General features: G+C 62.5%; 21 protein-coding genes. 15 read left to right on the forward strand and 6 right to left on the reverse strand.

Annotated features, from left to right (window positions below):
• Positions 1-109 precede the first annotated feature (109 nt).
• On the forward strand, positions 110-1,471 hold the full coding sequence (glmU, locus tag NKH67_RS22745; protein WP_352502465.1) for a bifunctional UDP-N-acetylglucosamine diphosphorylase/glucosamine-1-phosphate N-acetyltransferase GlmU: 1,362 nt from the start codon (positions 110-112) through the stop codon (positions 1,469-1,471).
• Position 1,472: 1 nt separating this feature from the next.
• Here glmU and NKH67_RS22750 read toward each other — a convergent pair whose 3' ends face one another.
• The gene (locus NKH67_RS22750; RefSeq protein ID WP_352502466.1) at positions 1,473-1,826 is read right to left on the reverse strand and encodes an ADP-ribosylation/crystallin J1; all 354 of its coding nucleotides are present in this window, start codon (positions 1,824-1,826) and stop codon (positions 1,473-1,475) included.
• 227 nt (positions 1,827-2,053) lie between these two features.
• Here NKH67_RS22750 and glmS point away from each other — a divergent pair, with 227 nt between their 5' ends.
• Entirely contained in the window at positions 2,054-3,877 is a 1,824-nt protein-coding gene (gene glmS, locus NKH67_RS22755; RefSeq protein ID WP_352502467.1) for a glutamine--fructose-6-phosphate transaminase (isomerizing), read from the forward strand.
• An 80-nt stretch (positions 3,878-3,957) separates the two neighbouring features.
• Positions 3,958-4,710 (forward strand): DUF502 domain-containing protein, encoded by a 753-nt coding sequence (locus NKH67_RS22760; RefSeq protein ID WP_352502468.1) that lies wholly within the window; start codon positions 3,958-3,960, stop codon positions 4,708-4,710.
• Here the strand turns inward: NKH67_RS22760 and recG are convergent.
• Positions 4,662-6,770 carry an ATP-dependent DNA helicase RecG gene (gene recG, locus NKH67_RS22765; protein ID WP_352502469.1) on the reverse strand — a complete coding sequence of 703 codons (2,109 nt, stop codon included), beginning with the start codon at positions 6,768-6,770 and terminating at the stop codon, positions 4,662-4,664. The genes NKH67_RS22760 and recG overlap by 49 nt on opposite strands.
• A gap of 91 nt (positions 6,771-6,861) precedes the next feature.
• Between recG and NKH67_RS22770 the strand changes: the two genes are divergently transcribed.
• The 6 genes from NKH67_RS22770 to NKH67_RS22795 all read left to right on the forward strand — a co-directional run bounded on the left by NKH67_RS22770 (position 6,862) and on the right by NKH67_RS22795 (position 13,847).
• The gene (locus NKH67_RS22770) at positions 6,862-7,149 is read left to right on the forward strand and encodes an FAD assembly factor SdhE (RefSeq protein WP_352471754.1); all 288 of its coding nucleotides are present in this window, start codon (positions 6,862-6,864) and stop codon (positions 7,147-7,149) included.
• 13 nt (positions 7,150-7,162) lie between these two features.
• Positions 7,163-10,660, forward strand: a complete 3,498-nt coding sequence (gene mfd / locus NKH67_RS22775) for a transcription-repair coupling factor (protein WP_352502470.1) — start codon at positions 7,163-7,165, stop codon at positions 10,658-10,660.
• 179 nt (positions 10,661-10,839) lie between these two features.
• Positions 10,840-12,213, forward strand: coding sequence for a class II 3-deoxy-7-phosphoheptulonate synthase (locus tag NKH67_RS22780; protein ID WP_352471752.1), 1,374 nt, complete (start codon positions 10,840-10,842; stop codon positions 12,211-12,213).
• Positions 12,214-12,362: 149 nt separating this feature from the next.
• Positions 12,363-12,782 (forward strand): GFA family protein, encoded by a 420-nt coding sequence (locus tag NKH67_RS22785; protein WP_352502471.1) that lies wholly within the window; start codon positions 12,363-12,365, stop codon positions 12,780-12,782.
• A 77-nt stretch (positions 12,783-12,859) separates the two neighbouring features.
• The gene (locus NKH67_RS22790; protein ID WP_352471749.1) at positions 12,860-13,219 is read left to right on the forward strand and encodes a diacylglycerol kinase; all 360 of its coding nucleotides are present in this window, start codon (positions 12,860-12,862) and stop codon (positions 13,217-13,219) included.
• A 40-nt stretch (positions 13,220-13,259) separates the two neighbouring features.
• Positions 13,260-13,847, forward strand: a complete 588-nt coding sequence (locus NKH67_RS22795) for a hemerythrin domain-containing protein (protein ID WP_352502472.1) — start codon at positions 13,260-13,262, stop codon at positions 13,845-13,847.
• A 3-nt stretch (positions 13,848-13,850) separates the two neighbouring features.
• Here the strand turns inward: NKH67_RS22795 and NKH67_RS22800 are convergent, their stop codons facing one another.
• Both NKH67_RS22800 and NKH67_RS22805 read right to left on the reverse strand, forming a co-directional pair.
• The gene (locus NKH67_RS22800; protein WP_352502473.1) at positions 13,851-14,438 is read right to left on the reverse strand and encodes a DedA family protein; all 588 of its coding nucleotides are present in this window, start codon (positions 14,436-14,438) and stop codon (positions 13,851-13,853) included.
• Positions 14,435-14,998, reverse strand: a complete 564-nt coding sequence (locus NKH67_RS22805) for a DUF1003 domain-containing protein (RefSeq protein ID WP_023680015.1) — start codon at positions 14,996-14,998, stop codon at positions 14,435-14,437. Before NKH67_RS22805 ends, NKH67_RS22800 begins: the two co-directional genes overlap by 4 nt.
• 83 nt (positions 14,999-15,081) lie before the next feature.
• Here NKH67_RS22805 and NKH67_RS22810 point away from each other — a divergent pair, with 83 nt between their 5' ends.
• The 5 genes from NKH67_RS22810 (at position 15,082) to gltX (ending at position 21,678) form a co-directional block, all read left to right on the forward strand.
• The gene (locus NKH67_RS22810; protein ID WP_352502474.1) at positions 15,082-15,795 is read left to right on the forward strand and encodes a DNA-3-methyladenine glycosylase I; all 714 of its coding nucleotides are present in this window, start codon (positions 15,082-15,084) and stop codon (positions 15,793-15,795) included.
• Between the two features lie 65 nt (positions 15,796-15,860).
• Positions 15,861-17,543, forward strand: coding sequence for an NAD+ synthase (locus NKH67_RS22815; protein ID WP_352502475.1), 1,683 nt, complete (start codon positions 15,861-15,863; stop codon positions 17,541-17,543).
• A 26-nt stretch (positions 17,544-17,569) separates the two neighbouring features.
• Positions 17,570-17,983 (forward strand): GNAT family N-acetyltransferase, encoded by a 414-nt coding sequence (locus NKH67_RS22820; RefSeq protein ID WP_352502476.1) that lies wholly within the window; start codon positions 17,570-17,572, stop codon positions 17,981-17,983.
• Positions 17,984-18,365: 382 nt separating this feature from the next.
• Positions 18,366-20,171, forward strand: coding sequence for an ABC transporter ATP-binding protein (locus NKH67_RS22825; protein WP_352502477.1), 1,806 nt, complete (start codon positions 18,366-18,368; stop codon positions 20,169-20,171).
• 133 nt (positions 20,172-20,304) lie between these two features.
• A complete protein-coding gene (gltX, locus tag NKH67_RS22830; RefSeq protein ID WP_352471740.1) occupies positions 20,305-21,678 on the forward strand; it encodes a glutamate--tRNA ligase in 1,374 nt (457 codons plus the stop codon).
• Here gltX and NKH67_RS22835 read toward each other — a convergent pair.
• Positions 21,596-22,780 carry a DUF2865 domain-containing protein gene (locus NKH67_RS22835; RefSeq protein ID WP_353031856.1) on the reverse strand — a complete coding sequence of 395 codons (1,185 nt, stop codon included), beginning with the start codon at positions 22,778-22,780 and terminating at the stop codon, positions 21,596-21,598. The two genes, gltX and NKH67_RS22835, sit on opposite strands and share 83 nt — an antisense overlap.
• Positions 22,781-23,047: 267 nt before the next feature.
• Between NKH67_RS22835 and NKH67_RS22840 the strand changes: the two genes are divergently transcribed.
• The gene (locus NKH67_RS22840) at positions 23,048-23,668 is read left to right on the forward strand and encodes a DUF1287 domain-containing protein (protein WP_352502479.1); all 621 of its coding nucleotides are present in this window, start codon (positions 23,048-23,050) and stop codon (positions 23,666-23,668) included.
• Between the two features lie 12 nt (positions 23,669-23,680).
• Here the strand turns inward: NKH67_RS22840 and NKH67_RS22845 are convergent, their stop codons facing one another.
• On the reverse strand, positions 23,681-26,005 hold the full coding sequence (locus tag NKH67_RS22845; protein WP_352502480.1) for an NADP-dependent malic enzyme: 2,325 nt from the start codon (positions 26,003-26,005) through the stop codon (positions 23,681-23,683).
• Between the last annotated feature and the right edge of the window lie 400 nt (positions 26,006-26,405).

Here is a 26,405-nt window from a genome sequence, read left to right on the forward strand (position 1 = left end):
GCGGGTTGGAGGTTCCACCGTCTCACCGGAATTTAACCGCATTGGTGCAGCATGGCGCCGGTGCTACTAACGCTTCGATTCCAGACCCCTTTCAACGGTTGCTGTCCCCATGAGCCAGAGATCCTGCCTGTCCATCATCCTCGCCGCCGGTGAAGGCACGCGCATGAAGAGTGCAGTGCCGAAAGTGCTGCACACAATCGCGGGCCTGCCGATGGTTGCCCATGTCGTCAAGGCGGCCGAAGCCGCCGGCAGCGGCGAATTGGCGCTGGTGATCGGCCATGGCGCCGATGAGATGCGCAAGGCTGCACTCAAGTTTGCGCCGAAGGCCGAGGCTTTCGTTCAGGAAAAACGTCTCGGCACCGCGCACGCCGTGCTTGCCGCACGTGCAGCAATATCAAAAGGTTATGACGATATCTTGGTGATGTTTGGCGACACGCCGTTGATCGATCCGGAAGCGCTCGCGGCGGCGAGGCTGAAGCTGGCGGAAGGTGCGGCCGTCGTCGTGGTCGGCTTCCGTACGGAAAATCCTTCGGGCTACGGCCGGCTTATCGAAAAGGCCGGCAAGCTCGTGGCCATCCGCGAGGAGAAGGACTGCTCGGACGAGGAGAAAAAGATCACCTTCTGCAATGGCGGGCTGATGGCGGTCGCCGGCAGGCACGCGCTGAAGCTGCTCGATCAAGTCGGCAGCAAGAACGCCAAGGGCGAGTATTATCTCACCGACATCGTCGAGATCGCCGCTGCGCAGGGACTTGATGTCGTCGCCACCGAAGCCAGTTTCGAGAACGCGCTCGGCATCAACAACCGTGCCGAGCTTGCCCAGGCGGAAGGTATCTGGCAGCAGCGCCGGCGGCGCGAGGCGATGCTTTCTGGCGTTACGCTGATCGCGCCCGAAACTGTGTTCTTCTCGCACGACACCGAGATCGGCGCCGATACGGTCGTCGAACCCAATGTCTGGTTCGGGCCGGGCGTGAAAATCGCGACGGGGGCCAAGATCCATGCCTTCAGCCATATCGAAGGCGCCACCATCGCGTCGAATTGCGATGTCGGGCCGTTCGCGCGGCTGCGGCCCGGGGCCGATCTGAGAACCAAGGCCAAGGTCGGCAATTTCTGCGAGGTCAAGCAGGCGATCGTCGAGGAGGGCGCGAAGGTCAACCATCTGACCTATATCGGCGATGCCCGCATCGGTGCCGGCGCCAATATCGGCGCCGGCACCATCACCTGCAATTATGACGGCTATTCGAAATTCTTCACCGATATCGGCGAGGGCGCCTTCATAGGCTCGAACTCCTCGCTGGTGGCGCCGGTGTCGATCGGCAAGGGCGGCTACATCGCCTCGGGCAGCGTCATTACCGAAAGCGTACCCGACGATGCGCTGGCTTTCGGCCGCGCCCGCCAGCGGACTCTACCCGGCAAGGGCAAGGAGTTGCGAGAGCGTTTTTCTCAGGCCGCGGCGGCCCGCAAAAAAGGGTAGACTAGCGGAACTCGGCCACAAGCTGGATTTCGCCAACGATTGCATCGTTGAAGGCCGACAGGTCTTCGGCCGGAATCCAGTATTCCAGATGCGCCCGGCTGCCGGCATGCTGGACGCTGTAACGGTCCAGAAAGCTGCGACTCACCTCGAAACGCGTCACGAAACCTGATCCGCTCGCGGGCACGTTCCAGTCTCGGGCGATCTGGGTGGCATAGGCCTCGCTGGTAACCGGATAGAAGATCGGCTGATCGGCAAGTCGAGGAGGAAAGGCGCGCATCCCTGCCCTCTGGATCAACTCCAGTTCGCGGGGACCAACCGGACGCCAAAGCGTCACCGTGTCAATTCGTTCGTTCATAGCCGCATCATGTCTTTGACTGATTTCTGGAGCCGTTGAGCCGAGATAGGATACATAAGCGGAGAAACTGAGCAATTGCAGTAACCGGATTGCAAGTGCGCCCTGTCATGGTGCATCTGTGCAGGATAGTCCGGCTGATACCGGACGAAATGGAATGTGATTTTTCGCGACAGCCCGGCAGTCTCTAAATAGCGCCGGGTTTGAGGTCGGAATCGGGGGCAAGCGCCATGTGCGGTATCGTTGGAATTGTCGGTGACTCGCCGGTCGCGCCGCTTATCGTCGATGCGCTGAAAAGGCTCGAATATCGCGGCTATGACTCGGCCGGCGTCGCCACGATCGAGCACGGCAGGCTTGACCGCCGCCGCGCCGAGGGCAAGCTGGTCAATCTCGAGCGCCTGCTGAAGGACGAACCGCTCGACGGCATGATCGGCATCGGCCACACGCGCTGGGCCACGCATGGCGTTCCGAACGAGAGCAATGCGCATCCGCATTTTTCCGACGGCGTCGCCATCGTCCATAACGGCATCATCGAAAATTTCGCCGAATTGCGCGACGAGCTGATGCGCGACGGCTACAGCTTCGCCTCGCAGACCGATACCGAAGTCGTCGCTCATCTGGTGGCGCGCGAACTGGCCAGGGGGCTGAAGCCGGTTGAGGCGGCGCACAAGGCGCTGAAGCGGCTGGAAGGCGCCTTTGCGCTCGCCATCATGTTCAAGGGCGACGAGGATCTGATCGTCGGCGCGCGCAATGGCCCGCCGCTCGCGGTCGGTCATGGCGACGGCCAGATGTTCCTTGGCTCCGACGCCATTGCGCTTGCCCCTTTCACCAATTCGATCACCTATCTGGAAGACGGCGACTGGGCGGTGGTGCGCCGCAACGAGGTCGATATCTTCGACATGGGCGGCAACAAGGTCGACCGCAAACGCCAACAGTCGCTCAGCACGAGCTTCATGGTCGACAAAGGCAACCGCCGCCATTTCATGGAAAAGGAAATCCATGAGCAGCCGGAAGTGATCTCGCACACGCTGGCGCATTATGTTGATTTCATCAGCGGCGTCTCGAAGCCGCTCGACCTGCCGTTCGATTTCGCCAAGATCGACCGGCTGGCGATCTCAGCCTGCGGCACCGCCTATCTCGCCGGGCTGATCAGCAAATACTGGTTCGAGCGCTATGCGCGGCTGCCGGTCGACATCGATGTCGCTTCGGAGTTCCGCTATCGCGAGATGCCGCTGTCGAAGAACGATGCCGCTTTCTTCATCTCGCAATCGGGTGAGACCGCCGACACGCTGGCGTCGCTGCGCTACTGCCGCAAGGCCGGCATGAAGATCGGCGCGGTCGTCAATGTGCGCGAATCGACCATGGCGCGCGAATCCGACGTCATCCTGCCGACATTGGCCGGCCCGGAGATCGGCGTCGCCTCGACCAAGGCGTTCACCTGCCAGCTTTCCGTGCTGGCCTCGCTGGCGGTGCGGGCCGGCGTGGCGCGCGGAACGATTTCGCAGGAGCACGAGAAAACGCTGATACGCGAGCTGTCGGAAGCGCCGCGTTATGCCAACCAGGTGCTAAAGCTCGACGGGCAGATCGAAAAGATCGCGCGCGACCTCTCGCACTACAAGAATGTGCTTTATCTCGGCCGTGACACCAATTTTCCGCTGGCCATGGAAGGTGCGCTGAAGCTCAAGGAGATCTCTTACATCCATGCCGAAGGCTATGCTGCCGGCGAGTTGAAACACGGCCCGATCGCGCTGATCGACGAGAACATGCCCGTCATCGTCATCGCCCCGCATGACCGCATCTTCGAAAAGACCGTGTCGAACATGCAGGAGGTGGCGGCGCGCGGCGGCAAGATCATCCTGATCACCGACAGCAAGGGCGCCGCGCACGCCACGGTGAAGACGATGGAGACGATCGTTTTGCCGGATGTGCCGGAAATCATCTCGCCGATCATCTACGCACTGCCGATCCAGATGCTCGCCTATTTCACCGCCGTGTTCATGGGCACGGATGTCGACCAGCCGCGCAATCTGGCGAAATCGGTAACGGTGGAATAGGTCTCGTTTAAAAACTTCGCCATTCCAAAGCGCCTTGGGGTTCAGTAGTGTCGCGCTGCAAACACACGCTGCGGTGAACCATGTCGGATGCTCTCAAGACCTCAGGCATGACCCGGCTGAGAAACTATTTCCTGACCGGCTTCGTCGTTTGCGCGCCGCTGGCGATTACCGCCTACATTGCCTGGTCGCTGATCGGCTGGGTCGATTCCTGGGTGAAACCCTACATTCCGGTACACTACAATCCGGACACGTACCTGCCGTTTCCAGTGCCGGGTTTTGGGCTGATCGTTGCCCTGATCCTCATCACCTTCATCGGCTTTATGACCGCCAATATCGTTGGCCGCGCCATCGTCAACTTCGGCGAGCGCCTGCTTGGCCGCATGCCGCTGGTGCGCGGCATCTACCGTTCGCTGAAGCAGATTTTCGAGACCGTGCTGTCGAACAAGGGCGACATGTTCCGCCAGGTCGGGTTGGTCGAATATCCGCGCAAAGGGGTCTGGTCGCTGGTCTTCGTCGCCAGCGAGAAGGAAACCGAGATCAACCAGAAGCTCGACCGGGAAGGCGATCCGCTGATTGCCGTATTCATGCCATGTACGCCCAACCCGACGACGGGCTTTCTGATGTATGTGCCGAAATCCGACATTGTGCTGCTCGACATGACAATCGAGGACGGAGCCAAGCTGATCGTGTCGGCCGGCTTGGTGGCGCCGGCGGTCAAAATGGTGACGGTGAATGGCGAGCAGATCCACGGCGCGCTTGCCAATCCGCCGCTCGACACGATGCCTCAGCCGGCACGCAGGAGCCGCACGGCCTCGTCGCGGCCGAACAGATAGAGCAACAGGCGCAGCGCCGTGCCGCGTTCGGACTGCAATTCCGGATCGCGCGACAGGATCAGCCGCGCATCGTCGCGAGCGGCCTCGAGCAGGTCGGCATGCGCCTCGATGCGCGCCACCTGGAAGCCCGGCGTGCCGGACTGGCGGGTGCCGAGCAACTCGCCTTCGCCGCGCAGCTTCAGATCCTCTTCGGCGATACGGAAGCCGTCCTCGGTCTCGCGCATCACCGACAAACGGCGTTTTGCCGTCTCGCCGAGCGGGTCCTTGTAGAGCAGCACACAGGATGAAGGCTTGTCGCCACGCCCGACCCGGCCACGCAATTGGTGCAACTGGGCGAGGCCAAAACGCTCGGCATGCTCGATGACCATGATCGTCGCATCAGGCACATCGACGCCGACCTCGATGACGGTGGTGGCGATCAGGATACGGGTGTCGCCCTGCTTGAAGGCGCGCATCGCCTCGTCTTTGTCGGTGCCTTTCATGCGGCCGTGCACCAGGCCGATGCGGTCGCCGAACAGCGGCTTCAGCGAGGCAAAACGGTCCTCGGCCGACATCAGCTTGATCTCCTCGGATTCCTCGATCAGCGGACAGATCCAGTAGATTTTCTGGCCATCGGCGACGGCGTCGAGCATGCGTCCGATCAGTTCGTCGAGCCGTTCAAGCGGCAAGGTGACGGTGCGGATCGGCTGGCGGCCGGCCGGCTTTTCCGTCAGCTTCGACACATCCATGTCGCCGAATGCAGTCAGCACCAGCGTCCGCGGTATCGGCGTTGCTGTCATCACCAGCATGTCGGGCGCATCGCCCTTGGCGGTAATGGCAAGGCGCTGATGGACGCCGAAACGGTGCTGCTCGTCGACGACGGCGAACACGAGGTCACGGAACGTCACCGTTTCCTGGAACAGCGCATGGGTGCCGACGACGATGTCGATGTCACCATTGGCCAGCCCGGTCAGCGTGTCGGCACGCTCGCGGCCCTTTTCGCGACCTGTGAGGACGGCGACACGCAGGCCGGCCCGTTCCGCCAACGGCGCAATTGTTGCCAGATGCTGGCGCGCCAGGATTTCGGTCGGCGCCATCAATGCCGCCTGGCCGCCGGCCTCGACGGCACGCGCCATGGCAAGCAGCGCGACCACCGTCTTGCCGGAGCCGACATCGCCCTGCAAAAGGCGCAGCATGCGTTCGGGGTCACCGAGATCGGCGTTGATTTCGGCAAGCGCCATTTCCTGCGACATGGTCAGCGAATAGGGGAGTGCCACGCGCAGTTGTTCGACTATGCGGCCGTCGCCGACCAATGGCCGGCCAGATAATCGGCGGACCTTGGCCCGCACCAGCGCCAGCGATACCTGGCCGGCCAAGAACTCGTCATAGGCAAGGCGCCGCCACGCTGCGCCGTCGACGGAGACGTCGATCGGGTCGGCAGGATTGTGGATGCGGTTGAGCGCATCGCTGAAAGCAGGAAAGGCATGGCGGCGCCGGAACTCACCGTCCTGCCATTCGGGCAGCACCGGCAGGCGGGCCAGCGCCTGGCCGATGGCCCGGCGCAGTACCTTGCCCGAGAGCCCGGCGGTCAGCGGATAGACCGGCTCGACCAGCGGCAGGTTTTCCGCGTCGTCGGCAAGTGCGATATGGTCGGGGTGAACCATGGTCGGGCGGCCGTTGAACCATTCCATGCGGCCGGAGACGACGACATGCTCGCCTACGGGCATTGCTTTTTCGAGATAGGCGGCATGGGCATGGAAGAAGGTCAGCGCGATCTCGCCGGTGTCGTCATGGGCGTAGACCCGGTACGGGACCGACCTGTTGCCGCGTGGCGGCGGCTGGTGGCGGTCGATGCGGACGTCGAGCGTAACGATGGCGCCTTCCGCCGAGCCGGCGATGCCAGGCCGGTTGCGGCGGTCGATGACAGTATGCGGCAGCACGAACAAGAGATCCCCGGCGCGCGCGGCCCGGTCGCCGAGGTCGGCTGCTACGACTTTTTCGATCAGGGCGCCAACTTTTGGCCCGACCCCGGCAAGCGAGGTGATCGGGACAAACAGCGGATCGAGGAGGGAGGGACGCATGATGTCAGCTTATGTTGCGGCGACTGTAGCGCAAGGCTGACACCGCCTTCTATCCACGCTATATGCGCCGCCTGGGCAAGGATGTTGCAAGATGACCGGAACGAAACGATCAAGCGAGGGGCTCGATGCCCGCCGCCGCAAGCTTCTGTTTCGTTCGTGGCACCGCGGCATGCGCGAGATGGACCTTATACTCGGCAGCTTCGCCGATGCCGAGATCGGCGCCTTGACCGGCGACGAAATCGACCAATATGAGAGGCTCCTCGACATTCCCGACACCGAATTCCTGCCTCTCGTCACTGGCGAACGCCCGGTTCCGGCGGATATCGACTGTACCGTCCTGCAAAAAATCCTGGCTTCGCGCCGGGAGATGACCTTCTGAACAACGTGTAGCCATGAGCCTTATCCCTACGATCGGTCTGCCGAAAGGCCGCGCCGGCCAGTTCATCGTCGATGGCGTCGCCGACGGCTACGAAGCCTTTGCGCTGGTGCAGGCTGCGCACGAGATCGCCCCTGACAAGCCGGTGCTGTTCGTGGCGCGCGACGGCCAGCGTCTGCCGGCGATCGTCGAGGCGCTTGCCTTTGCCGCGCCGGGCCTGCCGGTGCTGGAACTGCCGGCCTGGGACTGCCTGCCTTACGACCGCGTCTCGCCCGGCGCCGACGCCGCCGCAAGGCGGCTCGATGCGCTGGCAGCGATGATCGCGCTGGCGAAGAAGCCGCACCGCGCCGTCATTCTCACCACCGCGAACGCCTTGCTTCAACGCATTCCGCCGGCGGAACTCGTCGAGGCGCAGACCTTTCACGCCAAGCCCGGCAACCAGATCGACATGAACGCGCTGGTGTCACGGCTGGAGACTTCCGGCTTCGAGCGGGTGCCGACGGTGCGCGGCATCGGCGAATTTGCCGTGCGCGGCGGCATTCTCGATCTCTTCGCGCCCGGCTGGACGGAGGCACTGCGCCTCGATTTCTTCGGCGATACGCTGGAATCGATCCGCGTCTTCGACACCGCAACCCAGCGCACCATCGGCCAACGCAAGTCGATGGCGCTGCAGGCGATGAGCGAGGTGGCGCTGACGCCGGAAACCATCAGCCGCTTCCGCCGCGCCTACATCGAAGCCTTTGGCGCGCCCTCGCGCGACGATGGGCTCTATGCGGCGGTCAGCGAGGGCAGGCGGTTTGCCGGCATGGAGCACTGGCTGCCGTTCTTCTATGAGCGGCTGGAAACCGTGTTCGATTACCTGCCGGATGCGCCCGTGGTGTTTGATCATCTGGCGCATGAGGCACTGGCCGAGCGCCACACTCTGATCCTCGATCATTACGAGGCGCGAAAAAAACAGGCCGACGGCGCCTTGAAGGATGCCGTGCCCTACAAGCCGGTGTCGCCGGATCAGCTTTATCTGTCGCCCGAGAACCTGATTGCCTCGCTTGGTCCGCGCGAAGCGATCGACTTCACCTCCTTCGACGCGCCCGATGCCGGTGCGAAAAAGGTGTTCCATGCCGGCTCGCGCCATGGCCGCAGCTTCGTCGAGGAACGCGCCGACCCTAACGCCAACGTCTTCGACGTCGTCGTCAAACACATTTCCGACGAGCGCGCTGCACGCCGCCGTGTCGTCGTCGCCGGCTGGACTGAAGGTTCGCTCGACCGGCTCGGCCAGATCCTGGTCGAGCATCACCTTGGCAATCTGGAGCCGGTGGCGACGCTTGCCGAAGCCGAAAGGCTTGAGCCAGGGCAGGCGGCCCTGGCCGTGCTGCCGCTCGAATCCGGCTTCGAGACCGAGAAACTGGTCGTCGTCGCCGAGCAGGACATTCTCGGCGACCGGCTGATCCGGCGCTCGAAGCGCAAGAAGCGCGCGTCCGACTTCATCGCCGAGGCTTCGGCATTGTCTTCAGGCGATATCGTCGTGCATGCCGACCATGGCATTGGCCGCTTCATCGGGCTGCGCACCATCGAGGCAGTCGGTGCGCCGCACGATTGCCTTGAAATCCACTATGCCGGCGACGATCGGCTGTTCTTGCCGGTGGAAAACATCGAGCTGCTGTCGCGCTATGGCTCGGATTCGGCCGAGGCGACGCTCGACAAGCTTGGCGGCGGCGCCTGGCAATCGCGCAAGGCACGGCTGAAGAAACGTCTGCTCGACATGGCCGGGCAGCTGATCCGCATCGCCGCCGAGCGACAAATGCGGGCCGCACCGGCGCTGGTGCCGGCGGAAGGCCTCTATGGCGAGTTTGCGGCGCGTTTCCCCTATGAAGAAACCGACGACCAGCAAACGGCAATCGATTCGGTCATGGGTGATCTGGGCGCTGGAAAGCCGATGGATCGGCTGATCTGCGGCGATGTCGGCTTCGGCAAGACCGAAGTCGCGCTTCGTGCCGCCTTCATCGCGGCGATGGAAGGCTTTCAGGTCGCGGTGGTGGTGCCGACGACATTGTTGTCGCGCCAGCATTTCAAGACCTTCTCGCAGCGCTTCTCCGGCCTGCCGATCCGCGTCGCCCAGGCCTCGCGGCTGGTCGGCGCCAAGGAACTGGCCGAGACCAAGAAGGGCGTCGCCGAAGGCCAAGTCGACATTGTCATCGGCACGCACGCACTGCTCGGCTCCTCGATCTCGTTCAAGAATCTCGGCCTGCTGATCATCGACGAGGAGCAGCATTTCGGCGTCAAGCACAAGGAGCGGCTGAAGGATCTCAAGACCGACGTCCACGTTCTGACGCTGTCGGCGACGCCGATCCCGCGAACGCTTCAGCTTGCCTTGACCGGGGTGCGTGAGCTGTCGCTGATCGCCACGCCGCCGGTCGATCGCATGGCCGTGCGTACCTTCATCTCCCCTTTCGATCCGCTGGTCATCCGCGAGACGCTGCTGCGCGAGCGCTACCGTGGCGGCCATTCCTTCTACGTCGTACCGCGTATCAGCGATCTCACGGAAATCCATGATTTCCTGCGCGAATCCGTGCCTGAGCTGAAAGTGGCGGTGGCCCACGGCCAGATGCCGCCCGGCGAGCTCGACGATATCATGAATGCCTTTTATGACGGCCAGTACGATGTGCTTTTGTCGACCACCATCGTCGAATCCGGCCTCGATATACCGACCGCCAATACGCTGATCGTACACCGCGCCGACATGTTCGGCCTGTCTCAGCTCTATCAGTTGCGTGGCCGCGTCGGCCGTTCGAAGGTGCGCGCCTATGCGCTGTTCACTCTGCCCGCCAACCGCAAGCTAACCGATACAGCCGAGCGTCGGCTGAAAGTGCTGCAATCGCTCGATACGCTAGGCGCCGGTTTCCAGCTGGCCAGCCACGACCTCGACATCCGCGGCGCCGGCAATCTGCTTGGCGAAGAGCAGTCGGGCCACATCAAGGAGGTCGGCTTCGAGCTCTACCAGCAGATGCTGGAGGAGGCGGTGGCCGAAGTGAAGGATTCCGGCGAGGTGCAGGACGGCGGCTGGTCGCCGCAGATCGCCGTCGGCACGGCGGTGATGATCCCGGAAAGCTACGTCCCGGATCTGCAGCTCAGGCTGGCGCTCTATCGCCGTCTTGGCGATCTCGAAAATACGGAAGAGATCGATGCTTTCGGCGCCGAGCTGATCGACCGGTTCGGACCGTTGCCGGAAGAGGTAAAGCATCTGTTGAAGATCGTCTTCATCAAGGCGCTTTGCCGCAAGGCCAACGTGGAGAAGCTCGACGCCGGGCCGAAAGGTGTCGTCGTCCATTTCCGCAAGCGGGAATTCCCCAATCCGGTCGGGCTGGTCAAGCTCATCGGCGAACAGGGCTCGCTGGCCAAGATCCGACCCGACCAGAGCGTCGTCTTCAGCCGTGACTGGGCGACGCCCGAGAAGCGGCTGGCTGGCTCAGCGGTTGTCATGACGCAGCTGGCGCGGCTGGTGGAGAAGGCGGCGTAGCAGCGCGTCGCTGGTGCTCTGGGCACAGCCGCACCGGCACTTTCGCAGTGCCGTGCTCATTCGCCACGCGCCCAATTCCGGTCTAGAATAGGAAATCGGCTTCGTGTATGGAGCCGCGACCCCATATGGGGCGGATTGGCGGGCGATGGCGTCCGTGTGAAAGAGCGTTAGGTGCTTCGATGACGAAATGGTCGCCGAATTCGTGGAGAGCTAAGCCGATCCAGCAGGTTCCTGCCTATCCGGATCTTGCCGCGCTGAGGAACACGGAAGCCCAGCTTGCCACGTTTCCGCCGTTGGTTTTTGCAGGTGAGGCACGCAAACTGAAGAAGCAGCTTGCAGCCGTCGCTGCCGGTGACGCATTCCTTCTGCAGGGCGGCGATTGCGCCGAGAGCTTCGCCGAGCATGGCGCCGACAATATCCGCGACTTCTTCCGCGTCTTCCTGCAGATGTCGGTGGTGCTGACCTTCGCCGGCGCCCAGCCGGTGGTGAAGGTCGGCCGTGTCGCCGGCCAGTTCGCCAAGCCGCGCTCGTCCGACAATGAGACCAAGGGCGGTGTAACGCTGCCGAGCTATCGCGGCGACATCATCAATGGCATCGAGTTCGACGCCAAGTCGCGCATTCCCGATCCTGCAAGACAGGAGATGGCGTACCGCCAGTCGGCGGCGACGCTCAACCTTTTGCGTGCCTTCGCCCAGGGCGGCTACGCCAGCCTGGAGAACGTGCATCAATGGATGCTCGGCTTCGTGTCCGACAGCCCGCAGGGCGAGAAATACGAGTCGCTCGCCAACCGCATCACCGAGACGATGGACTTCATGAAGGCCGTCGGCATCACCTCGGAGACCAATTACGCGCTGCGCGAGACGGATTTCTACACCAGCCACGAAGCGTTGCTGCTCGGCTACGAGGAGGCGCTGACCCGCGTCGATTCGACCTCCGGCGACTGGTACGCCACCTCTGGCCACATGATCTGGATCGGTGATCGCACGCGCCAACCCGACCATGCCCATGTCGAATACTGCCGCGGCATCAAGAACCCGCTCGGGCTGAAATGCGGTCCGTCGCTGACGCCGGATGGCCTGTTGCAGCTCATCGACCTGCTCAATCCGGAGAACGAGCCCGGCCGGCTGACGCTGATCGCCCGCTTCGGCTCCGACAAGGTTGCCGACCATCTGCCCAAACTGGTGCGCGCGGTGCAGAAGGAAGGCCGCAGCGTGGTGTGGTCGTCCGACCCGATGCATGGCAATACGATCGAGGCCGCCGGCTACAAGACACGGCCGTTCGACCGCATCCTGAAGGAAGTGCAGACCTTCTTCGAGGTGCACCGCGCCGAAGGCACGCATCCGGGCGGCATCCACATCGAGATGACCGGCAAAAACGTCACCGAGTGCACCGGTGGTGCCCGCGCCATCACCGCCGAAGAACTGCAGGACCGCTACCACACCCATTGCGATCCGCGCCTCAATGCCGATCAGGCGATCGAGTTGGCGTTCCTGGTCTCCGATCTGCTCAAGAAGACCCATCCGGTCCAGCACAAGCAGGCCGTTAACGGCTGATATGATCTGAACTTTGATGTCATTGAAGAAGCGCCGGGCGAAAACCGGCGCTTTTTGTATTCAATCCCGCCGGTGTCGCATTTGCTCGTGCCTAACGCGCGCAAAACTGGAATGCTGCCAGGCGATGGCAATTGCATCGGGAGGCCGACATGGCTGACAGTCACACCGGATCATGCTTGTGCGGGGCAGTGCGGTTCAAGACACGAGGACCGCTACGCGGTGTCGTCTACTGCCATTGCTCGCAGTGCCGGAAGCAGAGCGGGCATTTTTATGCGGCGACCAACGTTGCCGACCGCGACATTACAATCACCGGCGCGAAGAGCATCACCTGGTACGAGGCCTCTTCGTTCGCCAGGCGCGGCTTCTGCAAGACATGCGGCTCTCTGTTGTTCTGGAAGCCGAGCGATGACGGCTATGTTTCGGTCATGGCAGGGCTGTTCGACGCGCCAACTAGGCTCCAAGGCGAATGTCATATCTTCGTCGGCGACAAGGGCGATTATTACGCGATCGATGACGGGCTGCCGCAGTTCGAGAAGTCGACGCCGTCGATCAAGGTGGCAGCCGGCTGATTCTTTGCAGAGGCCGCCTTATTCCCTTGGTCCAGCCATTGCGCTATCCCCTGCCGGTGATTCCGAAGGGTTTTGGCATGCAGCGACTGATCGACGCTTTTTACAATTCGGTGCGGGCGTTTCGCAAACTGGCCGCCGGCGAGGAGGCCTTCCAGCTGGAGCTGACGCTGCTCGTGCTTGCCTTGCCGCTCGGCTGGTTCCTTTCGGAATCGTGGCGCGGCTATGCGTTGCTGATCGGCGCGGTGCTGCTCATGATCATGATCGAGGTGCTGAACACCGGCATCGAGGCGGCATGCGACGCGTTCAGCCGCGAATTCAACGTCGATATCCAACTGGCCAAGGATTGCGGTTCGCTGGCGGTGCTGATTTCGGTGGTGATCGCTGCCGGGGTATGGGGCGTCGCCGTCATCGAGCGGATCCTCGGGGTACCGATCTGACGTTTCAGACACTACATGCAGGTCAACTGAGGGGCCCGACATGGCCGATACCACCGGATTTCTGTTGCTTGAACGTGAGGGCCTGCCGGACGATCTGCGCTGGCTGGTCGAAAAATATCCGCGCGAGGACTGGCAGGCGCATGCCAATATCCACGGCATAGCCAATATGTGGCTGCAGCGGCACGACATGTTCCGCGAGCTTGGCGGCATGCTCACCAATGGTATCGGCGATTATCGAGAAAGTAGGCTGAACGCGCCGGAATTCGCGCGCTGGTTCGCGCCGCGCCTCAACCATTTCCTCGGCAATCTCGACGGCCATCACAATGTCGAGGACCATCATTATTTCCCGGTCTTCGCCAGGGCCGAGACCCGTCTGAAGCGCGGCTTCGAGATTCTCGATGCCGATCACCACACAATCCATGAGGGACTGGAGCGCAATGCCGAGGCGGCAAATGCCTTCATCCGCACGCTTCAGAAGAGCGAAGACAAACAGCGTTTCGCCGCCGATGCCTATGCCGACGAGAACGGCCGGCTGATCGCCATGTTGACCCGGCATCTTGCCGACGAGGAAGACCTGATCATTCCGCTGATCCTCGAGAAGGGTGATCGCGCGCTCGGCATTGATTGACGATCAGCTTCCCTTGTGGAGTTCCTTCTTGGCGACGATATGGGCCGCGAGCCAGCCGAGGATGGCCACAACGAGGCCGATTGCCAGAGCGATCAGTAATCGCTCGTGACGAGCCAGCGCTTGGCCGACGATGTGCTCCGCGCCCAGCCCGAAGACATAACCGACAGTGCAGAACAGTGCCGCCCAGACCACCGATGAGATGGCGTTGAGGATGACGAAGCGCGCCGCCGCAATGCCCGACAGCCCGGCGGCGATGCCGCCGACCAGGCGGAGGCCATAGATGTAGCGGTTCGACAGCACGAAAATGTTGGGATGAGAGGTGACAAGGCGGTAGGCGTGGCTGAAGCCCGGCCGGGCTCGGAGCCTGATCACGAATTTATGGTCGGCGAAGCTCCGTCCCAAGATGAAGAAGAACGTGTCGCCACCGAAGGCGCCGAGCGCGGCTGCGAGAAACGCCTGCCACGGGATGAAGACATGCTGATGCGCAAAAAAACCGCCAAGAATTGCGGCGCTTTCGCCCTCTGCGACGCAGCCCAGAAAAACCGCGACCAATCCATATTGCTCAATGAGACGATGGATGACTTCCGTCATGAAGACGTTCGCTGCTTCGACAGAATGTCGTCGATGCGCTTCACCTGCTCGGCCAGCCGCGCGATCTCGTCTCGCATGCCGATGATCTGGCTGTGGCGCAGTTCGTCGAGCTTTTCGTGTAACGCCATGATCTCGATCTCGGCCTTGAGATTAACCTCATAGTCGTGGGCGGCGTCGATTCGATCGCGCTCCGTCTGGCGGTTTTGCGCCATCATGATCACTGGCGCCTGCAGGGCGGCAACCATGGAAAGCACGAGATTGAGGAAGATGAAGGGATAGGGATCGAAGGCGGCGCGCGACAAGAGCCAGACATTGCCTGCCGTCCACAGGATCAGGAAGCCAATGAATGCCAGGATGAAGGACCAAGAGCCGCCGATCCGGGCGATGGTGTCGGCCAGGCGATCTCCAAACGTCTGGTGAAAGGCGACGGCCTTGTTGGTGTCCTTGGAGATCGTGGTGCGCTCGAGCGTAGATTGCAGTACCCGGCTTTCGAGCGCGCTGAGGCCGTCCGGCTTTCGCTTCAGCCAGCGGCTTGCCAGGTCCTCGATCGTTTTGTTCATCGTCGCCTCCGTCGTCCGCGATGAGGTAGACGCTGCCGGTTCCTACGGGAAGTGGTAGATTGACGCGATGGGGTCAGGAAACAATGGTGGATTTTCAGAAAATTCGCGCCCGTGCAGCGAAGCGCAAAGGCGGTGAGGCAGCGCTGACGTCGCTGCTGGGTCCTATGCCCGACAATGCCGCGGTGGCAAAGATTACGGACGACCGGATCCTGTCGACCATGGCCGAGCGGGTTTTTGCCGCCGGCTTTGTCTGGCGCGTCATCGAGCAGAAATGGCCGGGTTTCGAGGAAGCATTTCTTGGCTTCGAGCCGAAGCGGCTGCTGTTCCAGCCTGACGATTTCTGGCACGATCTCACATTCGACAAGCGCATCGTCCGCAATCCGCAGAAGATCAAATCCGTACGCGACAACGCAGCCTTCGTCGAGCGCGTGTCGAAGGAGCATGGCAGCTTCGGCAAGTTCCTGGCCAATTGGCCGGCGGATGACCAGGTCGGATTGATGGCCTATCTCGGCAAGCATGGCAGCCGGCTCGGCGGCAATACCGGCCAGTATTTTCTGCGCTGGCTGGAGTGGGACGCCTTCATCGTCTCGGCCGACATGGCGGCAGCGCTGCGCGACGCTGGGCTCGACCTCGCGCAGAGCCCGACGTCGAAGAAGGACCTGGACAAGATCCAAGTGCAGATAAACGCCTGGGCGGCGGAAACCGGGCTGCCGCGCCGGCACATTTCGCGCATTCTGGCAATGTCGATCGGCGAGAACCATCCGCCGGAAGCCTTGCGCGAATATATGGGCGAATAGGATCGACTGTTTGGTCCAAACGAACGCCATTGCTCGACGAATTTTGCCGCGCTAAACCCACGGGCATGACAGACAAGACCGCTCCAGACATATTGCGCATCGCCGTCGCCCAGCTCAATCCGACGGTCGGCGACGTCGCCGGCAATCTTGCCAAGGCACGCGAGGCGAGGGCGGATGCCGCCCGCCAAGGCGCCGACCTCGTGCTGTTTACCGAGCTTTTCCTTGCCGGCTATCCGCCTGAGGATCTGGTGCTGAAGCCCGCCTTCCTGAAGGCCTGCGAGCGGGCGGCGGAGGATTTCGCCGGCGATACCGCCGACGGCGGCCCGGGTTTCGTCATCGGCACGCCGTTGAAGCGCAAGACCGGCACGCACAATTCGATCATCTTTGCCGATGGCGGCAAGATCCTTGCCGAACGCTACAAGCTCGATCTGCCGAATTACGGTGAGTTCGACGAGAAGCGCGTCTTCCAGGCCGGCCCCGAGATCCAGGGGCCGGTCAATTTCCGCGGCGTGCGCGTGGGAGTGCCGATCTGCGAAGATATCTGGGGCGAGGTTGCCGTCTGCGAGACGCTGGCCGAAAGCGGCGCGGAAATCCTGCTGGTCCCGAACGGCTCGCCCTATTACCGCGGCAAGGTCGACGTCCGCCACCAGATCGTCATCCGTCAGGTCATCGAATGCGGACTGCCGATTATCTATGCCAACCAGCTTGGCGGCCAGGACGAGCTGGTTTTCGATGGCGCATCGTTTGCCATAGGTTCTGACAAGACGCTGGCCTTCCAGATGAGCCAGTTCGAGGAGACGGTCAACGTCACCACCTGGAAGCGAAAGAATGACATCTGGGTCTGCTCTGACGGACCGATGTCGAAAATCCCGGAAAAGGAGGAGGCCGACTATCGCGCCTGCATGTTGGGCCTGCGCGATTACGTCAACAAGAACGGCTTCAAGAATGTCGTGCTCGGCCTCTCCGGCGGCATCGATTCGGCGATCTGCGCGGCACTTGCCGTCGATGCGCTCGGCGAGGAACGGCTGCGCGCCGTGATGATGCCTTACCGCTACACTTCGAAGGACTCGCTCAAGGATGCCGAGGACTGCGCCCGCGCGCTCGGCTGCCGCTACGACATCGTGCCGATCTTCGAGCCGGTCGAGGGTTTCCTGCACACGTTGACACAGCTTTTCGAGGGCACCAAGGAAGGCATCACCGAGGAAAACCTGCAGAGCCGGGCCCGCGGCACCATCCTGATGGCGATTTCCAACAAGTTCGGCTCGATGGTCGTTACCACCGGCAACAAGAGCGAGATGTCGGTAGGCTACGCCACGCTCTATGGCGACATGAATGGCGGCTTCAACCCGATCAAGGATCTTTATAAGATGCAGGTCTATGCGTTGTCGCGCTGGCGCAACGCGCATGTGCCGCCGGGTGCGCTCGGTCCGTCCGGTGAGGTGATCCCGGCCAACATCATCGACAAGGCGCCCTCGGCCGAACTGCGAGAGAACCAGACCGACCAGGATTCGCTGCCGCCCTATCCAGTGCTCGATGACATATTGGAGTGTCTGGTCGAGAACGAGATGGGCGTCGACGAGATCGTTGCGCGCGGCCATGACCGGGCGACGGTGGCGCGTGTCGAGCACCTGCTTTACGTCGCCGAATACAAGCGCCGGCAGGCGGCGCCTGGCGTGAAGATCACCAGGAAGAACTTTGGCCGCGATCGCCGTTATCCCATCACCAACCGGTTCAGGGATGGCGGGTAGGCGATTGGCTGCATAACGGTTTAGCCATGGCCAACTTTGAGATCAGCTTCGACCTGTCGCGAATCGACTTCCGGGCGACATCCGACATTTTGAAGGAGAGCTATTGGGGCAGCGGCCGCAGCGACGAATTGCACCGCCGCGCCTTTGCCAACTCACTGTGCGTCGGCGCCTATGTCGGCGGCAATCAGGTCGGCTTCGGCCGGGCGATCACCGACCGTACGGTATTTGCCTATCTCGCCGACATCATTGTCTGGCCCGGGTATCGCCGGCAAGGCATCGGAACCCGGCTTGTCCAGACGCTTATCGGTCATCCGGATTGCAAGACTGTCACGCATTGGAGCCTGTCGACCAACGACGCACACTCCATGTACGAGAAGCTCGGCTTCAGGCCTTCCACCGACGGCCGCTATATGCGCCTCGACCGTATCCCGGCAACCTGAACAGAGGCAGCGCACAACCCGCGATTGTTGCAAAATCGTCTCACTGCTTGGACCAGATGCGCTTTTGGCTATCTACTGACTTGGCGCGGCGTTGAGGCGTCTCTATAAACACCTCTCCGCGATTCCCCTTCAGGAGGAACCGAATGCCAGGATTTGACATCGTTATGCGAGGCTGCGAAGCCTAGGTCTTGGTCAGTGCGCCGCGAGATAGCCTCGCGGCAAGGCTGAACCGAGGCAGGTATTTCGCCGCTGCCGGTCGCCGCCCCTCTACAGGGCCGCCAAATACGCCAAACCTCCGCATCTCCGGGCGCCAAACGGCGCCGACGCGGTTTTTCAATTTCTACTTTCGTGGGATCGGGCTCGTTTGCGCCCGAATGACATCATGACTCGTTTTCGAATAGATTTGCGCGCGGGCGCCTTTCGCAGCGTTCTTGGCTTCACGCTCAGCCATTGGCGGTGTCAGCCGTGGCGGCTTGCCGGCATTATGGGCACATTCCTGCTGTCGACCTTGGCCGACGTGCTGACGCCGCTCTATTCCGGCCGGCTGGTGGATGCCGTCGCCAGCAGTGCTGCGGCCGACGATGTTGCGTGGAACGCGGCGACAGCGGCCTTTTCGATGCTGGTGGCCCTGGCGCTCACCGGTGTCGTGCTGCGCAATCTCGCCTTCATGGCCATTGTCGAGCTGACGTTGAAGATGATGGCGGATATCGCCGCCGACGCCTTCCACCGCGTCCAGCGCTTCTCCACCGACTGGCACGCCAACAGCTTCGCCGGATCGACGGTGCGCAAGATAACGCGCGGCATGTGGGCGCTCGACCTGCTCAACGACACGATCCTGATCGCGCTGCTGCCATCGGTCGTCATGCTCGTCGGCTCGACGCTGCTGCTTGGCTGGTTCTGGCCGCTGATGGGTGCTGTCGTCGCCACCGGTTCGGTTCTGTTCATCGCGGTGACGACGATGCTGTCGCTTGGCTATGTCGCGCCCGCGGCAAGGCTTGCCAATGCGTGGGATACACGGCTCGGCGGCTCGCTGGCCGACGCGGTAAGCTGCAACGCCGTGGTCAAGGGTTTTGGCGCCGAGGAACGCGAGGAGACGCGGCTCGCCGAGGTCGTCGCCAAATGGCGCGGTCGCACGCGCCGCACCTGGATGCGCGGCACCGTCAACGGCACCACGCAAGGGACGATGCTGCTGCTTTTGAGGGCAGCGGTCATCGGGTTCTCCCTGCTGTTGTGGTCGTGGGGGCAGGCGAGCGCCGGCGATGTCGCCTTCGTGCTGACCTCATTCTTCGTGCTGCAAGGCTATCTGCGCGACATCGGCACACATATCCGCAATCTGCAGCGCTCGATCAACGACATGGAGGAACTGGTCGACTTCCAGTCCGAACCACTCGGCATCGAGGATCGGCCCGGAGCCAAACCGATCCGGATCACCGATGGCCGTATCACCTTCGACAATGTCACGTTCCACTATGGCAGCCACCGCCTGCCGCTCTATCGCGACTTTTCGGTGGACATCGCGCCGGGCGAACGGGTTGGGCTGGTTGGCCATTCGGGCTCCGGCAAGACGACATTCGTCAAGCTGATCCAGCGCCTCTACGACGTGACTGCGGGCAATATCCTGATCGACGGCCAGGATATTGCGAATGTGGCGCAGGCGTCGCTGCGCGGACAGATCGCAATCGTCCAGCAGGAGCCGATCCTGTTTCACCGGTCGCTGGCCGAAAACATCGCCTATGCTCGGCCGGCCGCCACGCAGGCCGAGATCGAGCACGCGGCGCGATTGGCCAGCGCGCATGACTTCATTGCCAATTTGCCGAAAGGGTATGGCACGCTGGTCGGCGAGCGTGGCGTAAAGCTATCGGGTGGTGAGCGTCAGCGCGTTGCAATCGCACGCGCCTTTCTTGCCGATGCGCGCTTTCTCATCCTGGATGAGGCAACGTCGAGCCTCGATTCGGAATCGGAGGTGCTGATCCAGCAGGCGATGGAGCGGTTGATGGTCGGCCGCACGACGCTGGTCATTGCCCACCGGCTGTCGACGGTGCGGGCGCTGGACAGGCTTTTGGTGTTCGATCGCGGCCGCATCGTCGAAGAGGGCTCGCATGACCAACTGATCCGGCTGCAAGGCGGCATCTACCGCCGGCTGTTCGAACGCCAGGCGCTTGAACTGACCAAAGGCCTGGTGATCTGACGGTTGGGGTGCCGCGCGTCTTGATAGACGTGCGGCGCTGCAGTCTTTTCTTCGCCTTTGTCATGTTCTATGTCTGCCGCCGAGCGCGGGGGCGCGTCTTGTCAACAGCAAAACCATCCGGTACGCCCTGCTCATGACAGTTACCGTCCGTTTCGCCCCGTCACCGACCGGCCGCATCCATATCGGCAATGCGCGCACCGCTTTGTTCAATTGGCTGTTCGCCATCAAGAACAAAGGCCGCTTCATCCAGCGCTTCGACGACACCGACGTCGCCCGTTCGACGCAGGAGTTTTCCGACGCTATCCTATATGACCTGCATTGGCTGGGCATCTTCCCCGATGCCACGGAGTACCAGTCGCGGCGGGTCGAAATCTACGATGCGGCACTGGAGAGGCTGAAGGAGGCGCGCCTCGTCTATGCTTGCTATGAGACCCCTGAAGAGCTCGACCTGAGGCGCAAGGTGCGCCGCACGCGTGGCCTGCCGCCAGTCTATGGCCGCGAGGCGCTGACCCTGGCACCCGAGCAGGTGGCGGAATATGAGGCCGATGGCCGGCGGCCGCACTGGCGCTTTCTGCTGCCCAACTTCAGCAGCGATCCGCTACAGCCGGAGCGCACCGAAATCCACTGGAACGACCTGGTGCGCGGCGAAGAGACCGTCGACCTCGCCTCGCTTTCAGACCCGGTTCTGCGGCGTGAGGACGGCACCTACCTCTACACATTGCCTTCGGTTGTCGACGACATCGACATGGGCGTCAGCCATGTCATTCGCGGCGACGACCACGTCACCAATACCGGCGTCCAGATAGCCCTGTTCCGAGCACTTGGCGCGGAGCCGCCGGTGTTCGGCCACCACAATCTCCTGACAACGGCATCAGGCGAGGGACTTTCGAAGCGCACCGGCGCGCTGTCCATCCAGAGCCTGCGTGAGAGCGGCATCGAGCCGATGGCGATCGCTTCGCTGGCGGTGCTCGTCGGCACCTCGGAAAACGTCGTGGCGGTGCCAACGATGGCCGAGCTAGTCGAGCGCTTCGATCCGGCTGCAACATCGAAATCCGCCGCCAAATTCGACCCGGACGAGCTCTTCGTGCTCAACCGCACGCTGCTGCATCACATGCCGTTTTCCGAGGCGCGCGACCGGCTGATCGTGCTCGGCATCTCCGGCGAACAGGCCGAGTCTTTCTGGCTGGCCGTGCGCGGCAATCTCGACAGGCTGGCCGATGCGGCGATCTGGTGGCGTACGCTTCGAGACGGTCCAGAGGAGCCGGCGGAGTTTTCCGACGAGGACCGCGACTTTCTTCGCCAGGCATTCGAGTTGCTGCCGGAAGAGCCTTGGAACGGCACCGTCTGGAAGGACTGGACGGGCAAGATCCGAGCGGCGAGCGGCCGTAAGGGCAAGGCGCTGTTCATGCCCCTCAGGCTGGCGCTTACGGGACAGCCTTCGGGTCCGGAGCTTGCAGATCTGTTGCCGCTGCTGGGTCGGGAAGGAACGTTGGCCCGACGACCCTGACCTTGCGCTGCTCCGGCGGCGGCAGCGATGTCGGCGAGGGCACAGGTTTGACAGCAAGCCGTTTGATCGCCTCACGGTCGAGGCCGCCTTCTGCATTGGCCAAGGTCTCCGGGTCGGCGGCCGGATCAGGCCTGGCAACCGGCAGCGGAACGAACGGGGTGGTCGCCACGTTCGCCTCAGATTGTCCCGGGGTTGGCGGGTTGCCGGCAATGATCTCGAAATTCTGAGCGGCGTTGCAGCCGCAGGTCGGCGGCCGCGGCATGTCGGATTGCTTGTAGAGGTAGGCCGTCGGCAGTTCGATATAAGGCCTGCCCGTCACCGAAGACGTCATGGACGCCGAATCGCTGTTCATGCCGCGCGTGTAGAAAACCTGCATCTCGGTGCCGGGGCAGCTCGATTCGCAATTCTTCTGATCGCGCTCGAAATCGCCCAGCGAGGCAGCATTCGACATCGGGAAGAAATAGCCGTCGCAGGTGCGCACACACATGGTGCGGAATTCGCCTTGGGGCTGGCCCATGTCGGCGCTGTTGAGCACGGTGCGGATGTTGCCCGGCTGGCTCAGTTCTTCAGCCTGGTCGGCCTCTTCGGGCTGACTGCCCAAAAGCTGGTCGAGCAGGTTTCGCTTGCCGTTTTCACGGCTGGCTTCGCGGACCGGCGCGGGCGTCCGCGCCGCCGCATCATCGCGGCAGCCATTGGCGTCAAGCAACGTCAATATGCGCGCACGATCACGTCGCGAACCACCGCCGGCAAGGTCGCCGCGCTTGGCCTGCAGGGCGTCGAGATTGGCTGCCATGCGATCGATGGTGGCGTCGAGTGCTGCGCATGCGTTGGCGTTGCGGCGAGACAGCGAAAAGCCGCAGCCGGCGCTGCTGGCCTGGCTGACGGCCTTTGAAACCTGCTGGCGCTGCCGGACGATTGCGTCGTCATATTTCCTGAGCAAAGCCGGTTTGCCGCCGCCACCACGAGAAGCGGCGGCAAGATCGGCTTCAAGCTGGCGGCAGAGGCGCGGAGCGGCCCGCGCCTGAGTGACGGCAATGTCGCACATTAGCAGGGCACCGAGCAGCGCGGCGGCACGCGTCAGCTTCCAACATGCGCCCGTCATCCCTCCGAAACTCCGCCTGCCTGTCGTTCAGAAAGCTACCGCGCTTGCGGTTAATCGTTTGTTTAGCATACCGCCGATTCCAGCTTCAGCCCAAATCGGCGATGGCTTGCGCCAGTGCGCGGCTTCGATCACGACCGGTGCTGTCATATCGACCACGCCACACGACATATTCGGACAGAACCAGAACCGCGACATCCTGGCGTTGCACGAAAAAAGGCGTATTCGCCTAGAAGAATGCCTGGATTCAGTAACGCCCGGAGGCTTGGCATGACCGCGATTACCCGTCGAGCCGCAGTGCAATTTGGTCTTTTGTGCCTGGCGATGCCGGTTGCCATGGCGCAGGAAAAGCCCATCACGCCGGATTGGGGCACCAAATTGGTCGAAGCTGCCCGTGAGCAGATCGGCGTCACCACACTCTACGATCCGACCTATACACGCCTGGCCTATCCGGGCGGGGACGTTGGGCCCGAGCGGGGTGTTTGCACGGATGTCGTGATCCGTGCCTATCGCCGCGCCTTCGATCTCGACCTGCAAAAATTGGTGCATGAGGATATGCGGGCCAATTTTGCCGCCTATCCGAAGGGTTGGGGCCTGAAAGCGCCGGACCGCAACATCGACCACCGCCGTGTGCCCAATCTTGCGGTCTATTTCGAGCGGCGCGGTGCCACCTTGCCCGTCAGCCAAGACCCCGCCGATTATCGGCCTGGGGATCTCGTCGCCCAGATGCTGCCCGGCAATCTGCCGCATATTGCCATCGTGTCGTCCAATCGCTCCACATTGGTACCGACAAGAAGACTGGTCATTCACAATATCGGCGGCGGCGCCAGGGAAGAGGACACTTTGTTTGCCTTCAGGCAGACAGGGCATTTCCGGTTCAAGCCAGTCTGAAAAAGCCCGCGGCTATCCCAGTTCGACGATGGCTTGCGCCTTATGCGCGGCTTCGACCACTGCCAGTGCGGTCATGTTGACGACGCCGCGCGAGGTGACCGACGGCGTCAATATGTGCGCCGGGCTGTCGGTGCCGAGCAGGATCGGGCCGACATGCAGCGCGTCCATCATCGTGCGCAGCGCGGTCAGCGTGATGTTCGCCGAATCGAGATTGGGGAACACCAGCAGATTGGCTTCGCCCTTCAGCCGCGAATGCGGATAGACGCGCTGGCGCAGCTGCTCCGACAGTGCCGAGTCGGCATGCATCTCGCCGTCGCATTGCAGGTCGGGCGCGATGCGCGCCAGGATCGCCGCCGCCTGCCGCATCTTCATGGCGCTTGGCGAATCGCGGGAGCCGAAATCCGAATGCGAAAGCAGGGCTGCCTTGGGCTCGATGCCAAAACGCTGAATCTCCTCGGCCGCCAGAACGGTCATCTCCGCAATCTCCTCGGCGGTCGGATCGACGGAGACATGGGTATCGGTGAGGAAAATGATGCCGCGCTGCGAAATCAGCATGGAAAGCGTCGACAGGTCGCGATCCCTAATGCCGGCGCGTGGCCCGATGATCAGCGTGACGTTGCGCAAATGGCGCTCGAAACGGCCCTCAAGGCCGCAGACCATGGCGTCGGCGTCGCCGCGCTTCAGGGCAAGGGCGGCGATCACCGTATTGTCGGTGCGCACCATGGTGCGTGCCGCTTCCGTAGTCACCCCACGGCGGCCGGCAAGCTCGATCAAAAGGTCGACATAGTGGCGGTAACGCGGATCGTCTTCCGGGTTGATCAGGCCGAAATCGACGCCCGGCTTGATGCGCAGCCCATAGCGTTTCAACCGCACCTCGATGACGTGCGGGCGGCCGATCAGGATCGGTTCGGCAATGCCTTCCTCGAGCACGACCTGCGCGGCGCGAAGCACGCGCTCGTCCTCGCCGTCGGCATAGATGACGCGCTTGGCGCTCGACGTCTTGGCCATCGAGAATACCGGCTTCATGACCAGGCCAGAACGGAAGACGAAGCGGTTCAGCTTGTCGATATAGGCGGCGAAATCGGTGATCGGCCGGGTCGCGACGCCGGTCTCGCAAGCTGCCTTGGCGACGGCAGGGGCAATGCGCAGGATCAGCCGCGGATCGAAAGGCGAGGGGATCAGGAACTCCGGGCCGAAGATCGGCGTCTCGCCGGAATAGGCGCGCGCGGCAACGTCGGACGGCTCTTCGCGGGCAAGCGCTGCGATCGCCCGAACGGCGGCCATTTTCATCTCTTCGTTGATGGCACTTGCGCCGCAATCCAGCGCGCCACGGAAGATGTAAGGAAAACAGAGTACGTTATTGACTTGATTGGGGAAATCGGAGCGGCCGGTGCAGATCATCGCATCGGGTCGCGCCGCCCGTGCCGCTTCCGGCATGATCTCGGGATTGGGGTTGGCCAGCGCCAGGATCAGCGGCTTGGGCGCCATGTGGTGCAGCAGTTCCGGTTTCAGCACGCCGGCGGCAGACAGGCCGAGAAACACGTCGGCGCCGGGCAGAACGTCGGCCAGCGTGCGCGCCTCGGTGTCCTTCACATAGGGGTCTTTCCAGCGGTCCATCTCCTCGACGCGGCCCTTATGGGCGACCCCGAACCGGTCGGTGACCCAGATGTTTTCGACCCGCGCGCCGAGCGAGACCAGAAGGTTGAGGCAGGCAAGCGCCGCAGCGCCGGCGCCTGACGTGACGATCTTGATATCCGCGATGGACTTGCCGGCGAATTCCAGCCCGTTGAGCACGGCGGCGGCGACGATGATGGCGGTGCCGTGCTGGTCGTCATGGAAGACCGGTATGCCCATGCGGGCTTTCAACTGCTCCTCGACTTCGAAGCATTCGGGCGCCTTGATGTCTTCCAGGTTGATGCCGCCGAAGGTTGGTTCCAGCGCCGAGATCGTCTCGACCATGCGCTCGATGCCCGGTGCGTCGATCTCGATGTCGAAGACATCGATGCCGGCGAATTTCTTGAACAGCACCGCCTTGCCTTCCATCACCGGCTTGGAGGCGAGCGGACCGATATTGCCGAGGCCCAGCACCGCCGAACCGTTGGTGACAACGCCGACCAGATTGGCACGGGCTGTATAGTCGGCGGCGGTTGCCGGGTCGTCGCGGATTTCAAGGCAGGGGGCGGCGACCCCCGGCGAATAGGCAAGCGCCAGGTCGCGCTGATTGCCCAGTGGCTTCGTCGCCTGGATTTCAAGTTTTCCGGGACGGGGATGCTTATGGAAATAGAGCGCTGCTTCGTCGAGGTCGGATCGAGCCGCCTTCTTGCTTTCGCCTGTCATGACGGCCGCCTCCTCAGTTCAGTCCGTTTGATGTTTTGAGTCTCTTAGCATGCAGCCGAGGCTTTTCGAGAGGTGATATGTCGCAAGCGCGAGCTTACGGCTTGCACCGCCCGCCGGCCTGTACGGTCTGCCATTGAAATGTTGGGGCGATAGGCGCGTTGCTGGAGCGAGCTGCGAGCCGAATGTCTGCTTCAGGTGGTTTGCGGACGATTAGGTATTCTTTCGCTAGTTCGCTGTGGGGCTGTTGCTCCTATAAAGTGCACGAAAGAAACTCTTGGAATAGCGATCGTACCAAGCGGCAGCCCACTCGCCGACAAGTCGCTCTGTCGACGACACCCTACGCCGGTAGTCGACTGTTCGGCGGATACCTCCTTCTTCCTCAAGCTCGATGTCCAGGTGA

This window comes from Mesorhizobium sp. M0968, from assembly GCF_040319065.1.
Taxonomy (GTDB): Bacteria; Pseudomonadota; Alphaproteobacteria; order Rhizobiales; family Rhizobiaceae; genus Mesorhizobium.

What these genes read in the sequence shown, in the direction of transcription:
- gltX (WP_352471740.1), top strand. Translation starts at nt 20,305, where the DNA reads ATGACAGTTACCGTCCGTTTCGCCCCGTCACCGACCGGCCGCATCCAT.
- NKH67_RS22760 (WP_352502468.1), top strand. Translation starts at nt 3,958, where the DNA reads ATGTCGGATGCTCTCAAGACCTCAGGCATGACCCGGCTGAGAAACTAT.
- NKH67_RS22820 (WP_352502476.1), top strand. Translation starts at nt 17,570, where the DNA reads ATGGCCAACTTTGAGATCAGCTTCGACCTGTCGCGAATCGACTTCCGG.
- NKH67_RS22780 (WP_352471752.1), top strand. Translation starts at nt 10,840, where the DNA reads ATGACGAAATGGTCGCCGAATTCGTGGAGAGCTAAGCCGATCCAGCAG.
- NKH67_RS22800 (WP_352502473.1), bottom strand. Translation starts at nt 14,438, where the DNA reads ATGACGGAAGTCATCCATCGTCTCATTGAGCAATATGGATTGGTCGCG.
- NKH67_RS22785 (WP_352502471.1), top strand. Translation starts at nt 12,363, where the DNA reads ATGGCTGACAGTCACACCGGATCATGCTTGTGCGGGGCAGTGCGGTTC.
- NKH67_RS22770 (WP_352471754.1), top strand. Translation starts at nt 6,862, where the DNA reads ATGACCGGAACGAAACGATCAAGCGAGGGGCTCGATGCCCGCCGCCGC.
- NKH67_RS22825 (WP_352502477.1), top strand. Translation starts at nt 18,366, where the DNA reads ATGACTCGTTTTCGAATAGATTTGCGCGCGGGCGCCTTTCGCAGCGTT.
- glmS (WP_352502467.1), top strand. Translation starts at nt 2,054, where the DNA reads ATGTGCGGTATCGTTGGAATTGTCGGTGACTCGCCGGTCGCGCCGCTT.
- NKH67_RS22840 (WP_352502479.1), top strand. Translation starts at nt 23,048, where the DNA reads ATGACCGCGATTACCCGTCGAGCCGCAGTGCAATTTGGTCTTTTGTGC.
- glmU (WP_352502465.1), top strand. Translation starts at nt 110, where the DNA reads ATGAGCCAGAGATCCTGCCTGTCCATCATCCTCGCCGCCGGTGAAGGC.
- recG (WP_352502469.1), bottom strand. Translation starts at nt 6,770, where the DNA reads ATGCGTCCCTCCCTCCTCGATCCGCTGTTTGTCCCGATCACCTCGCTT.
- mfd (WP_352502470.1), top strand. Translation starts at nt 7,163, where the DNA reads ATGAGCCTTATCCCTACGATCGGTCTGCCGAAAGGCCGCGCCGGCCAG.
- NKH67_RS22795 (WP_352502472.1), top strand. Translation starts at nt 13,260, where the DNA reads ATGGCCGATACCACCGGATTTCTGTTGCTTGAACGTGAGGGCCTGCCG.
- NKH67_RS22835 (WP_353031856.1), bottom strand. Translation starts at nt 22,780, where the DNA reads ATGACGGGCGCATGTTGGAAGCTGACGCGTGCCGCCGCGCTGCTCGGT.
- NKH67_RS22815 (WP_352502475.1), top strand. Translation starts at nt 15,861, where the DNA reads ATGACAGACAAGACCGCTCCAGACATATTGCGCATCGCCGTCGCCCAG.
- NKH67_RS22750 (WP_352502466.1), bottom strand. Translation starts at nt 1,826, where the DNA reads ATGAACGAACGAATTGACACGGTGACGCTTTGGCGTCCGGTTGGTCCC.
- NKH67_RS22845 (WP_352502480.1), bottom strand. Translation starts at nt 26,005, where the DNA reads ATGACAGGCGAAAGCAAGAAGGCGGCTCGATCCGACCTCGACGAAGCA.
- NKH67_RS22790 (WP_352471749.1), top strand. Translation starts at nt 12,860, where the DNA reads ATGCAGCGACTGATCGACGCTTTTTACAATTCGGTGCGGGCGTTTCGC.
- NKH67_RS22805 (WP_023680015.1), bottom strand. Translation starts at nt 14,998, where the DNA reads ATGAACAAAACGATCGAGGACCTGGCAAGCCGCTGGCTGAAGCGAAAG.
- NKH67_RS22810 (WP_352502474.1), top strand. Translation starts at nt 15,082, where the DNA reads ATGGTGGATTTTCAGAAAATTCGCGCCCGTGCAGCGAAGCGCAAAGGC.